Source organism: Micromonospora globispora (assembly GCF_003857015.1).
Lineage (GTDB): Bacteria > Actinomycetota > Actinomycetes > Mycobacteriales > Micromonosporaceae > Micromonospora > Micromonospora globispora.
This window is the reverse complement of sequence record NZ_QGGF01000244.1, coordinates 23679-37133: the sequence shown is the minus strand read 5'-3', so window position 1 is coordinate 37133 and position 13455 is coordinate 23679. Positions and strand designations below refer to the sequence as shown.

Below are 13455 nucleotides of genomic sequence, written 5' to 3'. Positions count from 1 at the left end.
AACGCCCGCCACCCCGACGTCCTGACCGCCCAACGCCGCCACCGCGCCAAAATCCGCAGCGAACGACACCGCCGCTGGGGCCAACCCGCCAGCCGAGCCGCATAACCAACCCGGCCAACGTTTGTGGCCAGAGCACTAGCCGTACGTGGGCCCCGGCGCGCAGCGGGGTGTTGCCGGTTGGACCGGCCATGACACCAACTCGCCGCCGCGACCGTGAGCAGCTCATCGGCGCGCTCATTCCGGTCCCGCCTTCCGACAGACCACGACCCCTCCCGGCGCCGATGCCGGCGCTGCCCGCACCACGCCAGCCAGCAGACGCCTCACCGGACCAGGTCTTGATCGGTATGGCTCGTCCGGACCGCTCCGGCCGGGTGACCGAACGCGGCCTGCTGCGCGCGCTGTGCTGGGACCCGGGCCACCGCATCGCCATAGACGCGCAGGACCAGATGCTGGTGATTGGGTCGGCGCGGGCAGGGGAGCACGTGGTGGGCAGTCGAGGGGAGCTGCCGCTACCGGCCAGCGCGCGTCAGATGTGCGCGATCGTGCCCGGGCAGCCGCTGCTGCTCGCCGCTCTGGTCGCCGATGACCTGCTGGTGATCCACCCGGCCAGTACCGTCGTGTGGCTGCTCACGGACCTGCACGCCCAGGTGATCGGAGCCGTCGTGCCAGCTGATCCTGCCCACGTCGCCGCCGCCCGGCAGCTGCTTGCCCACCTCGGCGTCACTCTCGCAGATCTCCAGTCCCATTCCGGTCCGAGCCTGCCGACCCTCGCCGAGTACCTGCCCCAGGTCATCGCGGCAGCGGGGCCCGGTGCCCGCCGCACCTACGGGACCTACTGGAACCGGATGGCCGCCGCCTGGGGCGAGCGCCCCTTGGATGCCATCGCCGCCAGCGACATCGAGGCCATGCAACGACAGATCGCCGCGACCGCCCGGTCGCGGCGTAACAGCCGCAGCGGCCGTCACGCCGGTGAGCACGTCATCGCCGCCGCCCGCGCCATTTACAACCGGGCCATCGCCGACGGGCTCATCGACGCCGCGGCCAGCACCGCTCACCGGGTCGTCAAGCCCCGCCGACTACCGAGCACCCGCCGCGCCCTGACTCCCGACGAGCTGGAGGAGATCAACCTTTCCGCCCGTACAAGCGGTAACGATGTCCTCCTCGACGCGCTGCTGCTGCGTCTGCATGCCGAGACCGCCTGCCGCCGTGGTGGCGCGCTCGGGCTGCGGCTGGCCGACCTGGACACCGACCGTGGGCTCGTGCGGCTGACCGAGAAGGGTGCGACCCTGCGCTGGCAGCCGATCAGCCTCGACCTCGCCGCCCACCTTTATGAACATGCCCGCTTCCGGGGCGCGGTCTTGCCCACCGACCGTCTGTTGCGCTACCGCAACGGGCGGGTGATCACCAGCCGCCGCTATGACCACCTGTGGAAACGCATCGGCGAGCAGTTGCCGTGGGTGGCTGCCCAGGGCATCTCCACCCACTGGCTGCGCCACACCACCCTGACCTGGGTGGAACGGCATTTCGGCTACGGCGTCGCCCGCGCCTACGCCGGGCACACCGACTCCACCGGGCCCGCCACCACTACATACATCAAAGCGGACCTGCAAGCCGTCGCTGCGGCGCTGTCCGCCCTGACCGGCCAACCCCACCCGCTTGCCGCAGTAGACCGCGCCAGCCGGCCGTGATGTCAGCCAGAATTGCCCCATAGTCCAGACAGCGTGGCAGTTACCGGCTGTCATGGAGTAGCTGGTCGCAGGTGTGCATGAGGGCGGGCCGTGCCCCGCAGAGTGATGGCATTGAGTGTTGATCCTCGGTGTCTCGTCGATACTGCTCTGAATGGTGTCGCACAGCGGTAGCGAACGGCGCGTGACCAGCACGACTGCTACATGATCGCGCTGGCCCCGCCGTCGACGACGATGTTCGTTCCTGTGACCCATGCGGCCTCATCGGAGGCCAGGTAGAGGCCCGCATAGGCGACCGCGATGGGATCTCCCGGCTTTCCGGTGATCGTTCGTTCGACCACAGGAGCGACGGGCGCGTTGGCACCCATCTCCTCGTACATCGCGAGGATCGGCGGTGTTCCCATGACGCCGGGGCTCACCGAATTCACGCGGACTCCGACGGCAATGCCCTCGGCTGCGAGCTGACGGGTCAGTGCCATCACAGCGCCCTTTGCGGCGGCATGGGCGGCCTGGGGCAGGGTTCGGACGCCCTCAAGACCCGCCCCGGAGCCGATGTTGACGATGGCACCTCCCACCTTCGCGAGGTGGGGCCAGGCGAGTTGGCATGCACGCCAGACGAGATGCAGCTCGTTGTCGATCGTGAAGAGGTAGTCCTCGTCGCTCTGCTCAGCGAACGGAGCGAACTTCGGCATGCTCGCGTTGTTGTAGAGCACGTCGATGCGTCCGTGCTTCGCCACCGCACCCTCGATCCACGCCTCAACCTCGGAGCGGTTGCTCAGGTCGACGGGAGCGCTGGAGTCGATAACGCCGCCCTCGGCCTCAACGAGGCGGACGGTCTCTGCCGCGCCTTCCGGATTCAGGTCACAGCCGACCACCGTGGCGCCTTCCCGCGCGAGGAGCTGTGCCGTTACCCGGCCCATTCCACTCCCGATCCCGGTGAGCAGTACGACCTTGCCTTCCAGACGACCCGACACGGTCAGTTCCTCCCTGTTCTCGCTGGCTGCCCACGATCCCAGCACAGGGTGCCCGCCGGCGCGTCCTCGCGACCGACGGTGTGCACGGAATGCACAACTCTGTGCGGTACCTGCCCAGTCCGCTTCTGCCGCCCTCCGACCGGGGACGTGCGCGAGTAGAACGACGTCCACGCAATCAGTCCGCTGACCGCTCAAGGAAGAGGCGAGGAGCTATGCCCGACACCACCCGACCGATCCCGCCCGGCATCACCGAGGGCGACCTCGACCGTGCGCTCGCCGCCATCGCGGCCGCCATCGGCGACGAAAAGGTGGCCACCGATCCCGAGTCGTTGGCGGACTTTCAGGACCCGTTTCAGTTCCCCGGCTCCGCCACGAACATCCCCTCGGGCGTCGTCAGCCCGACCACGGTCGAGGATGTCCAGGCGATCGTCCGGATCGCCAACGAGCACCGCGTTCCGCTCTGGCCCATCGGTCGCGGAAAGAACAACGGTTACGGCGGTGCGGCGCCCCAGGTTCGGGGCGCACTGATGCTGTCGTTCCGCAACATGAACAAGGTCCTCGAGATCAACGAGGAGCTTGGCTATGCAATTGTCGAGCCGGGCGTCAGCTGGTTCGACCTGCACGACGCCATCGAGGCAGGCGGCCACAACCTCGTTGCCTCCATCGTCGACATCGGCTGGGGCGGAGTCGTTTCGAACACCCTCGAACACGGCCTCACCTACATGCCGTACAGCATCGACCAGGCGTCGCACTGCGGCTTCGAGGTTGTCCTGCCGAACGGCGACCTGCTGCGTACCGGCTCCGGCGCGATGGACAACAACCCGACCTGGCCGCTCTACAAGCGCGGGCTGGGCCCGACGTCGACCGAGCTGTTCATGCAGTCGAACTACGGCATCGTCACAAAGATGGGCTACTGGCTGATGCCGAAGCCCGAGGTCTACATGCCGCTGTGGCTGCAGCTGTGGGACGACTCGCAGATGCCCGCCGTGGTCGGCGCGCTGCGCGAGCTCATGCTCAATGGCACGATCGACATGCGTCCGCAGCTGTCGAACACCCTCTGCATGGCCTCCATGCTGACCGCTCGCGCAGAGTGGTACGACGGCCCCGGCCCGATGCCGGAGGAGATCATCGACAAGATCGCCAAGGAGCTTGGGCTCGGGCGCTGGATGATGCGCTTCGCCCTGTACGGCGACGAGGCGGTCGTCGATCACAATTTCGCCAAGCTCAAGAGGCGCTTCGAGTCGATCCCCACTGTCTCGGTGGTCGGAGAGAAACATGGCGCCGACGAGTGGGAGACCCTGCCGAACCCCCACGAGCGCGTCCAGATCGGCGTCCCGAGCCTCGACCTCTACAAGATGGCTGGCTGGTCGGGAGGCGACGAGGGCGGTCACGTTGACTTCTCGCCCGTGATCCCGCTGACCGCGCAGCACGCGAAGGCCGCCCAGGACCTGTTCGCGAAGATGTGCAGCGAGGCCGGCTTCGACTACCTCGGCGGAATGCTGCCGATCAACGCGCGGGCCACAACATTCATCAACGTCATCCCGTTCGACACCAAGAATGAGGCGCAGGTGCACGCAGCGTACGAGCATGCGAAGCGGATGGTCGCTGCTGCCGGCAAGCGCGGCTACGGCGAGTACCGGGCTCACCTGTCGTTCATGGACCTCGCGGCCGACCAGTTCGGCTTCAACAACCACGCGCAGCGACGGTTCAACGAGACGATCAAAGACACGCTCGACCCGAACGGCATCATCGCGCCGGGCAAGTCGGGAATCTGGGGGAGGCGGTTCCGCAAGGCAGGCTTCCCCCAGCAGTAGGCGGTCGCGGCAAGGAGGCCCCGTCTGAACGGGAGGGGGCCTCCTTGTTTGCCGGGTATCGGCTGCTACGCAGGGCGGCGTAGATCCCGCGGCGAGCATCCGTACGTCTGGCGGAAGACGCGACTGAAGCTCGCCGGATCGCGGTATCCCCAACGCGTCGCGATGGACGCGATCGAAGCCTCACTCGATTCGCGCAGATCGAGCATTGCCCGATCGAGCCGCTGCTCACGGATCCATGCGGAGACTCCACATCCGGATGCGGCGAACAGCTTGTGCACGTAGCGCGTGGAGACGAAATGTGCGCGAGCGAGCTGCTCAGGCCCGAGGCTCGGATCATGCAGGTGCTCCAGGGCATACCGGCGCATCCGCCCGAGCAACGCCTCTGACCGAGTCGCTGTGGACGGAACACCGTCGCCGCCACTGTGCAGGGTCCACAGCATGGCGACCACCATGTCGGAGAGCCCTTCAGCCTCCTGCTCGGGGACCGACGAACTCTCGACGATGCGGGCCAGGCTTGCGAGGAACGGGGTGCCGAGCCGGACGACGTACTCCTTGCCGTGCGGGATCCGGATCGCCGCGCGCCGGGCGATGGCGCTGCCCCGCGCGCCGAGCAGCCACTTCGGGAAGCTGAACACCGCCACATCGAAGCCGTCGTGCGACGCGAAGGTCGAAGGCCGCGAGGTGTCGTGGACCGCGAGATCGCCCGGACCCAGCAGGCAGGAGCGATCGTCCTGCTCGATCCGGCACGAGCCGCTGCGCAGCAGATAGAGCAGGACGCAGTCAGGATCCCCCTCGGCGATCATCCGAGGAGTGCGCCTGACGCTGTGCGAGGTGCCGATGATCGAGCGCACGTCGATCGCACCGATGCGGCCGCCGGTGAGCCGCGCCTCGAACGCGCGCGGCCCGACCGGCTCGACGCCCATCGGGAAGAAGTGCTCGGCGATGCCCGCCGACCAGTAGTCCGGACGGTCGGACGGAGCGACCGCCCGGGTGTCGAGCAAGGTGGTCATCGCTGAGCGATCTCAGTGCTTCTTCTTCGGGAGGGCACGGGCGACTGCATCGGCCGTCTTCATCAGGAAGACGTTGCCCGCGGCCCAGACGGCGAAGTTCTGACCCGGGGTGGAGACCTTCGCACCCGGATCCTCGCGGCCCATTTCGGGGTTCTTGTGGCATGCCACCGGGATGTTGAGGACGAGCCGACGCAGACACGAGTTCGCGTGGTCGCACCACACGATCTCAGAAGTCCTGCCCTCGATGACCTTCACCGCGTAGTCCGGGTCGGCGAGTATCTGCCGCGCGAGCATCGTCGCATCGGCGTGCCCGGCGGCGATGGCCTCGGCAGCCTGCTGCGGGTCCGGCGTGCTCGACAGGAACAAACGGACGCTGTCGCCGACGGCAGCACGGAAGGCCTGCGGCTCGCCGTGTGCCAGCATGTTGCCGGAATCGGACGGGACGTTGTCTCGCATGGACTCGTAATTGCCGTCGGTGAGCGAGATGAAGTCGACGCCGGCCTTGACGATATGGCTGGCCACCTCGGCGAAGCCATCCGTGTCCTGGCCACCGGGGATGTGGTCGTTCACGCTCATCCGGATGCCCACCGGGAAGTCGGGGCCGACCTCCGTCCGGATCGCGGCAACGGCGTCGCGCAGCGCGCGGGCACGGTTCTCCGCGGAGCCGCCGTACTCGTCGGTCCGCTTGTTCGCGAGCGGTGAGAGGAACGACGAGTAGAAGTAACACATGTGTGCGGCGATCTCGACGCCGTCGAAGCCGGCCGCCTTGGCACGACGCGCCGATGCGACCACATCGCTCTCCAGACGCTTGATCTCCTCGACGGTCGCCTCGTGCGGAGTCGGCGTGACGCGGCCGCCCGGCACGTACATGTGGTCAGGCAGACCGCCGGAGCCGAAGTCGACCGACTTCGGGCTCGCGGCCGAGATCCAGGCGCCGTTCCGCGGCACGCCCATGCGGCCGAAGCTCGGGAAGAGCTGGGCGAAGATGGGCGAGCCGGCCTCGTGCACAGCGTCGACAAGGCGGGCGAGGTCCGCGATGAGTTCGTCCTTGTCGAAGCGGAGGTTCGGGAAGAACGGCGACTCGTTCCACGCCCGTTCACTCGCCACGGAGCCGCCCACGATGACCAGTCCGATACCACCCCTGGCGCGCCGCGTGAGGAATGCGATGGTCTGCTCGCTCGGGCGGCCGTCCTCGGTCGGACGAAGCACCGCCATCGGGCCCAGCACGATGCGGTTCTTGATCTGCAGCTTGTTGATCGTGAACGGTGAGCCGATCACCTCGGTCGTGGTCCCCGACGTCGTCACATTCATTTCGTCTCCTTGCTGATGGCCTGGCTGATGTGGTTGTTCAGAGTCGGTCGCGAAGGCGGCGAGCCCTGCCGTAGGCGAGCACGACGAGGGCGATGGCCACGCCTGCCGAATTCCTGGAGGCTGCCGGGGACGTCCGTCTGGTCCTTCGGTGCAAGGTCGGCGACGATGTCGACCTTGCCTGAGGCCCTCAGCGTGTCGACGAACGCGTCGTGCGTGGCCGTCACGAAGGTGCTCATCACGGGCTGCCAGAGGATGCCGACCGTGTAGGGCGCCGAGTGGCTGGGCTTCCAGTTCGCCCAGGCGCTGGGGAGCACGGGTCGGGGTAGAGGCTGTGGTTGTCCTGCAGCGCCTGCGGCAGCGAGGCCACCACGCCGTCTGGATTCTTCGGCGCGGTGGGGACAGAGCCGCACTGGCTGGCCGCCGGAGGCACCCTCGGTGGTGGACGACGCCGCGCTGGAGGTGCTGCTTCGGCAGGCGGCGAGCGCGAATGTGAGGGCGAGGCTGTCGACGCCGGCGGTGAGGGCGCCCACGCCGGGGCGACGCAGCTGACGGGCTGAGTTGGTGGACATGACTCTCCCGTTGGTTGACAGCATCGCTGTGACCCGAGCCATAGCGCGGTACATAACCACATTCTGTACGGGACGTCTAGTACCTGATCCGGTCCTTGCTTCGCCCGTACGACCGACGGCTGCCACTCAGTCCCGGAGAGCGTCTTCAGGTGGCCGCCGCCGTGGGGCGTCGACCATTTCTCGTCGGTGCGGTTCAAAGGTCGTTGCGATACGATACGTCTCGTCCGCTTCCCCCTGCCGACATCGATGGGATAGCCATGGCTAAGCCGTTTGCCTCCTCCGCTGACCTCGCCGCAAAGGAACAGACTCTCGAAGTGCTGGCGCCGGGCGTCTACGCCCTGACCGCCGAGGGCGATCCAAACCTTGGCGCGATCGAGGGCGGCGACTTCCTCGTTTGCTTCGAGGCGCTGGCTACACCGACCGCTGCCAAGAAGTGGCTCACCAAGCTCCGTCAGCACACCGACAAGCCCGTGCGCTACCTCGTGCTGTCGCACTACCACGCGGTCCGCGTCCTGGGGGCCAGTGCTTTCGATGCCGAGATCATCGTTGCCCACGAGAAGACCAAGTTCCTCATCGAGGAGCGCGGCCAGCAGGACTGGGAGTCGGAGCTCGGCCGGATGCCGCGACTCTTCGACGACCCCGACTCCATCCCCGGGCTGACCTGGCCGACCGTCACCTTCAACGACACGCTCGCCATCGACCTCGGCGGTGACCGGGGCGAACTCGTGCTCAAGCACCTCGGTCGCGGTCACACCGCCGGTGACATCGTCGCCTGGCTGCCGCAGCAGAAGATCCTGTTCGCCGGCGACCTCGTCGAGGCGCAGGCGGCGCTCTACACCGGGGACGCCTTCCACCGCGAGTGGTCGTCGACCACGCTGGACAACGTCGCCGCCCTCGGAGCTGAGCAACTCGTCGGCGGGCGGGGCGCCGTGGCTCGAGGCAAGCAGGCCGTGGACGCCGCCATCACCCAGACCCGCGGTTTCCTCACTGACATGATCCGCGAGGTGGCGACCGTGCAGCAGCGTGGCGGCACGCTCAAGGAGGCGTTCGAGGCCTGCCACGCCGCCCTCGCCCCGAAGTTCGGGGGCTGGCCGATCTTCGAGCACTGCCTGCCGTTCGACGTCTCCCGCGTCTGGGACGAGCTTCGGGGGATCGAGTGGCCCGTCATCTGGACGGGCGAGCGTGACCGCGAGGTCTGGAACCAACTCCAGGACTGATTGAGCCGGATGCGAGGCACACAAATGTCTACGAGAATGAGTGACCGGCCCGTCCTGGTCGTCGGCAACGGACCGGTCGGCCAGACGACGGCGCTGCTCCTGGCACGATGGGGGATCCCGACGATCGTCGTCGACGGCCGACCCCACCGAGACCTCGTCGGCTCCAAGGCGATCGTCCAGCAGCGCGACGTCCTGGACATCTGGGACGCTCTCGACGGTGCGGGACGCGAGATCGCCGACCTGGGTCTGACCTGGGTGCGGGCACGCACCTTCCATCAGGACGACGAACTCTTCTGCACCGACTTCCGGGACGCCGGCCGATCGGCATTCCCGCCCTTCGTCAACATTTCGCAGAGCGACACCGAAGCCATCCTCGATCGCAAGATCAAGGCTTCGCCCCTCATCGACGTGCGGTGGGACCACCGTGCCGTTGGGATCGAGCAGGATGACAGCGGCGTCTCGATCACCTGTGAGACCGCCGCTGGTCCGATCCGCCTCGACGGCGCGTACGCCGTGGTGTGCGCCGGCGCGCGGGGAGACGCTCTCCGCAAGCTGCTTGGAGTCGGGTTCGATGGCCGTTCCTTCGGCGATCAGTTCCTCATCTGCGACATCCGCACGGCCCTGGAGGGATGGGAGCAGGAGCGGCGCTTCTACTTCGATCCGTCGTGGAACCCGGGCCGCCAAGTGCTCATCCATCCGTGCCCGGACTCCACCTTCCGTATCGACTGGCAGGTGCCCGAGGACTTCGACGCCACTGCGGAGGAAGCCAACGGAGGCCTGGACCGACGCATTCGTCAGGTCGTCGGCGACCGCGGCTACGAGATCGTGTGGAAGTCGGTCTACCGGTTCCACCAGCGCGTGGCCGACCGGTTGCGGATCGGCAAGGTTCTCCTCGCCGGAGACGTCGCGCACCTGGTTTCGCCCTTCGGTGCTCGTGGCCTCAACTCCGGTGTCCAGGACGCCGAGAACGTCGCCTGGAAAATCGCCTTCGTCTACCACGGTTTCGCGCCAGAGCACCTCCTAGAGAGCTACCACGAGGAGCGGCACGCCGCCGCGCTCGAGAACCTTGAGGTGACCGGCGCGACGATGGACTTCCTCGTCCCGCAGAATGCCGAGCAGGCGGCCTGGCGGCTCTCAACCCTCGAGCGTGCCCGCCACGACCAGGCGGCCCGCGCCGCCGTCGACTCGGGCCGACTCGCGGAGCCCTTCTGGTACGCGGCGTCGTCCCTCACGACGCCTGAACCGACCCGGCCCTTCGCCGGTCGCCCGCCCAAGGGCGCCGCTCCCCCGCCAGGGCCGGGTGTGCTGCTGCCCGACCATCCCACCACTGAGGGTCGACTGCGGCAGCTGTGTCGCAGCGGCATCACGGTCCTCTGCGGAGAAGCGGTCGACGTCCAGGAGGTCCGCGTCGCCGTACAGGATGGGACGCGGCCCGTCACGGTCCATCGGCTGGCGGACCTGCATCTCGCCGCTCCGGCCGTCCTCGGCCTTGGCCGGGATGAGGTCTGGGTCGTGCGCCCCGATGCGCATCTGGCCGCCACGTTGCCGATCGCGCACACCGAGGCAGTGGAGGCAGCAGTTGCCCGCGCCTTGGCTCTCGACGTGCACCTCACCATGTGACGGGAGACGAAACGATGGCTCACTACCTTAAGTGCGGGTGCATCCCGCCGAAGCGCCACACCCAGCACCGTGCCCCCGACGGCTCGCTGTACTACGAGGAGCTGATGGGGGAGGAGGGCTTCTCCTCGGACTCCTCGCTGCTCTATCACCGGCATATCCCGTCGGCCATCAGCCAGGTCCGCGCCTGGGACCTCCCCGATCAGTCGACGACTCCCAACCACCCGCTGAAGCCGCTGCACCTCCGGCTGCACGACCTCTTCACCATCGACCAAGCCAGCGCCACCGACGCGGTGACCGGTCGCCGGCTCGTCCTCGGCAATGCCGACGTGCGGATCTACTACGTTGTCGCCGCTCAGGCCTCGCCGCTGTACCGCAACGCGATCGGCGACGAATGCGTCTACGTCGAGTCCGGCTCCGGCGTCGTCGAGACCATCTTCGGTGACCTCGAGGTGGACCAGGGCGACTACGTCATCGTCCCGCGGGCGACCACCCACCGCTGGGTCCCCACCAGCAGCGAGCCGATCCGGCTCTACGCGATCGAGGCCAACTCCCACATCGCGCCACCGAAGCGCTACCTCTCCAACTACGGGCAGCTGCTGGAGCACGCGCCCTACTGCGAGCGTGACCTCCGGCTGCCCGGTGAGCCGCGGCTCGTTGAGGAGACCGAGGTCGAGGTCTACATCAAGCACCGTGGCCCCGGCGGTGTCGCTGGCTCCGTTCACGTCGTCCCCGACCACCCGTTCGACGTCGTCGGCTGGGACGGCTGCCTCTACCCCTACGCCTTCAACATCGCCGACTTCGAGCCGATCACCGGCCGAGTCCACCAGCCGCCGCCGGCCCACCAGGTCTTCGAGGGCCACAACTTCGTGATCTGCAACTTCGTCCCCCGCAAGGTGGACTACCACCCACTCGCCGTCCCCGTGCCGTACTACCACGCCAACGTCGACTCCGACGAGGTGATGTTCTACTGCGGCGGCGACTACGAGGCACGCAAAGGCTCCGGCATCGGTCAGGGCTCGATCTCGCTGCACCCCGGCGGGCACTCTCACGGCCCGCAGCCAGGAGCAGTCGAGCGCAGCCTGGGCGCCCAGTTCTTCGACGAGCTCGCTGTCATGGTGGACACGTTCCGCCCGCTCGAGCTCGGGGAGGGCGCCAAGTCGAGCGACGACGGCGTCTACGCCTACTCGTGGTCGCGAGGTGCTCGGTGAGCGAGTCGCTTCTCGCAGGCTTGTGTGACGACGCGGCGGTCTTCCCGCCCGGCAACATGCCGCTGGATCAGGCGGTGCCGGTGCATCTGCAGCACCGGCAGGGCCCGCATGCCGGTCTCGTCGGGCCCCTGGTCATCGCCGCCAAGGACCTTCCGGCGCTGGCCGAGGTGGCCGCGGATGTACCGGAGGGCATGCTCGACGTCACCGTCACCGTCACCGTCACCGTCACCGTCCCGCTGTCCGCGGTCAGCGACGCGGTCGCAGATGCCCGGGCCATCCCGGCCGTCCGCCTGGTCGGGCTCGAGATCGCGTTGCCGGACGAGACCCCGGTCGAGGAGGTCGTGCCCGCGCTGGACGATGCCCTCGCCGACAACACCACCCTGATGGTCTTCATGGAAGTGCCCCGGGATGGGCGGCGGGAGCCGCTACTCGCGGCGCTCGCCGGGTCACCGTACCTCGGCAAGTTCCGCACCGGCGGCGTGCGTGCCGACCTCTACCCGGACGAGGGCGAGCTGGCCGCCGCGGTGCTGGCAGCGGTCCGGGCCGGTGTGCCGTTCAAGGCGACGGCCGGCCTGCACCACGCGCTGCGGAACACCGACCCCGCGACGGGCTTCGAGCAGCACGGGTTCCTCAACCTGCTCGTCGCCACGGGCGCGGCTCTCGAGGGAGCCGACCACGCGGAACTCGTCGCACTCCTCGGCGAGCGCGACGGCTCCCGCGTGGCGGAGAGGGCGCGCTCCCTCGCTCCGACCGTCCGCGAGACCTTCCGCTCTTTCGGTACCTGCTCCATTGCTGAGCCGGTCGAGGAACTGGCCGGCCTCGGCCTCCTGCCCGCCCACAGCTCGAAGGGCCTGCTGTGACCAACCTGTCTGTACCCGCCCACGATCTGTTCGAGCTCCACAATCTGCCCTACGGCGTCTACTCCGTGCCGGGACAGACGCCGCGCGTGGCGACGCGGTACGGCGACCAGGTCGTCGACCTCGCGATCCTGCTCGGCGACGACACCTTCGCGCAACCGAGCCTCAACGCGTTCATGGGCCAGGGCCACGACCGCTGGGTCGCAGTCCGCGCCGAGATCACCGAGGCGCTCCGGGGCGACGTCCCCGAGGCGGCGGTGCACGACCTCGGCGAGGTCACTCTGCACCTGCCCTTCGAGGTGGCGGACTACGTCGACTTCTACGCCTCCGAACACCACGCCTCGAACCTCGGCCGGCTCTTCCGCCCGGGCAACCCGGACCCCCTCATGCCGAACTGGAAGCACCTGCCGGTCGGCTACCACGGCCGATCCGCATCGATCGTGGTCTCCGGCGCCGATATCGTCCGGCCGTGGGGGCAGCGCAAGGGGCCCCGCGACCCGGCACCGCTGTTCGGCCCGTCCGCCCGGCTCGACATCGAGGCCGAGCTTGGCTTCGTCGTCGGCACCGGCAACCCGATGGGCAAGCCGATCCCCGTCGAGGAAGCTGACCGGCACATCTTCGGTGTGGTCCTCTTCAACGACTGGTCGGCGCGCGACATCCAGGCATGGGAGTACGTCCCGCTCGGTCCCAACCTGGGCAAGTCGTTCGCCTCGACGATCTCGCCCTGGGTTGTGCCGCTGCTCGCCCTGGACGCCGCGCGCGTCGCCACCCCGGCGCAGGAGCCCGCGGTCCTGCCCTACCTCGCGCTCGCCCATCCCTGGGGCCTTGACGTCAGCCTAGAGGTTGAGTGGAACGGCGAGATTGTCTTACGCCCGCCGTACGCCGCCATGTACTGGTCCCCAGCCCAGATGCTGGCGCACCTCACGGTCAACGGTGCCCCGACACGCACGGGGGACCTGTTCGCCTCGGGCACCATCTCAGGTCCCGAAAAGCACCAGCGGGGCGCCTTCATCGAGCTCACCTGGGGCGGAGCCGAGCCCGTTGTCGTCGCGGGAGCGGAGCGTACCTTCCTGCAGGACGGGGACGAGGTCGTGCTGCGCGCTACGGCGCCCGGCGCGGGCGGCACCACGGTCGGCTTCGGAGAGGCGCGGGGTCGGATCGTCGACACGAAGCAGGAGGACTGATGGCCA

11 protein-coding genes and 1 pseudogene are annotated in these 13455 nt (G+C 68.3%); 8 read left to right on the top strand and 4 right to left on the bottom strand.

Annotated elements, in window-relative coordinates; genetic code table 11:
• Together DKL51_RS37445 and DKL51_RS11200 are read left to right on the top strand one after the other, a co-directional pair.
• Positions 1-105, top strand: a pseudogene (locus DKL51_RS37445) (integrase); the annotation flags it as partial.
• Positions 106-371: 266 nt separating this feature from the next.
• Positions 372-1688, top strand: coding sequence for a tyrosine-type recombinase/integrase (locus DKL51_RS11200; RefSeq protein WP_243420950.1), 1317 nt, complete (start codon positions 372-374; stop codon positions 1686-1688).
• 197 nt (positions 1689-1885) lie between these two features.
• Here the strand turns inward: DKL51_RS11200 and DKL51_RS11195 are convergent, their stop codons facing one another.
• Positions 1886-2659: an SDR family NAD(P)-dependent oxidoreductase gene (locus tag DKL51_RS11195; protein ID WP_109966330.1), complete on the bottom strand. Its 774-nt coding sequence runs from the start codon at positions 2657-2659 to the stop codon at positions 1886-1888.
• 212 nt (positions 2660-2871) lie between these two features.
• On the opposite strand from DKL51_RS11195, the gene DKL51_RS11190 reads away from it, so the two are divergent.
• Positions 2872-4473: an FAD-binding oxidoreductase gene (locus tag DKL51_RS11190; RefSeq protein ID WP_165824595.1), complete on the top strand. Its 1602-nt coding sequence runs from the start codon at positions 2872-2874 to the stop codon at positions 4471-4473.
• Between the two features lie 65 nt (positions 4474-4538).
• Here DKL51_RS11190 and DKL51_RS11185 read toward each other — a convergent pair whose 3' ends face one another.
• From DKL51_RS11185 to DKL51_RS11175, 3 genes are read right to left on the bottom strand one after another with little or no spacing between them, the layout of a single operon-like run.
• Positions 4539-5483 carry a helix-turn-helix domain-containing protein gene (locus DKL51_RS11185; protein ID WP_109966317.1) on the bottom strand — a complete coding sequence of 315 codons (945 nt, stop codon included), beginning with the start codon at positions 5481-5483 and terminating at the stop codon, positions 4539-4541.
• A gap of 12 nt (positions 5484-5495) precedes the next feature.
• Complete coding sequence (locus DKL51_RS11180) at positions 5496-6794, bottom strand: oxidoreductase (protein ID WP_109966316.1); 1299 nt, start codon at positions 6792-6794, stop codon at positions 5496-5498.
• Positions 6791-7030 carry a hypothetical protein gene (locus DKL51_RS11175; protein WP_123809797.1) on the bottom strand — a complete coding sequence of 80 codons (240 nt, stop codon included), beginning with the start codon at positions 7028-7030 and terminating at the stop codon, positions 6791-6793. The genes DKL51_RS11180 and DKL51_RS11175 overlap by 4 nt, the downstream gene beginning before the upstream one ends.
• Before the next feature lie 482 nt (positions 7031-7512).
• On the opposite strand from DKL51_RS11175, the gene DKL51_RS11170 reads away from it, so the two are divergent.
• The 5 genes from DKL51_RS11170 to fahA are packed head-to-tail and all read left to right on the top strand — an operon-like array spanning position 7513 to position 13449.
• A complete protein-coding gene (locus DKL51_RS11170) occupies positions 7513-8580 on the top strand; it encodes an MBL fold metallo-hydrolase (RefSeq protein ID WP_207786382.1) in 1068 nt (355 codons plus the stop codon).
• Between the two features lie 9 nt (positions 8581-8589).
• Positions 8590-10200 carry an FAD-dependent monooxygenase gene (locus DKL51_RS11165; RefSeq protein ID WP_311768032.1) on the top strand — a complete coding sequence of 537 codons (1611 nt, stop codon included), beginning with the start codon at positions 8590-8592 and terminating at the stop codon, positions 10198-10200.
• 14 nt (positions 10201-10214) lie between these two features.
• Positions 10215-11408 (top strand): homogentisate 1,2-dioxygenase, encoded by a 1194-nt coding sequence (locus DKL51_RS11160; RefSeq protein ID WP_109966312.1) that lies wholly within the window; start codon positions 10215-10217, stop codon positions 11406-11408.
• A complete protein-coding gene (locus tag DKL51_RS11155; RefSeq protein ID WP_207786380.1) occupies positions 11405-12268 on the top strand; it encodes a hypothetical protein in 864 nt (287 codons plus the stop codon). Before DKL51_RS11160 ends, DKL51_RS11155 begins: the two co-directional genes overlap by 4 nt.
• A complete protein-coding gene (gene fahA, locus DKL51_RS11150) occupies positions 12265-13449 on the top strand; it encodes a fumarylacetoacetase (protein ID WP_109966310.1) in 1185 nt (394 codons plus the stop codon). Before DKL51_RS11155 ends, fahA begins: the two co-directional genes overlap by 4 nt.
• The last annotated feature ends 6 nt before the right edge of the window (positions 13450-13455 follow it).

Excerpts from the sequence above, each read along its gene's own strand:
- DKL51_RS11175 (WP_123809797.1), bottom strand. The coding sequence starts at position 7,030 with ATGAGCACCTTCGTGACGGCCACGCACGACGCGTTCGTCGACACGCTG.
- DKL51_RS11185 (WP_109966317.1), bottom strand. The coding sequence starts at position 5,483 with ATGACCACCTTGCTCGACACCCGGGCGGTCGCTCCGTCCGACCGTCCG.
- DKL51_RS11165 (WP_311768032.1), top strand. The coding sequence starts at position 8,590 with ATGCGAGGCACACAAATGTCTACGAGAATGAGTGACCGGCCCGTCCTG.
- DKL51_RS11160 (WP_109966312.1), top strand. The coding sequence starts at position 10,215 with ATGGCTCACTACCTTAAGTGCGGGTGCATCCCGCCGAAGCGCCACACC.
- DKL51_RS11180 (WP_109966316.1), bottom strand. The coding sequence starts at position 6,794 with ATGAATGTGACGACGTCGGGGACCACGACCGAGGTGATCGGCTCACCG.
- DKL51_RS11190 (WP_165824595.1), top strand. The coding sequence starts at position 2,872 with ATGCCCGACACCACCCGACCGATCCCGCCCGGCATCACCGAGGGCGAC.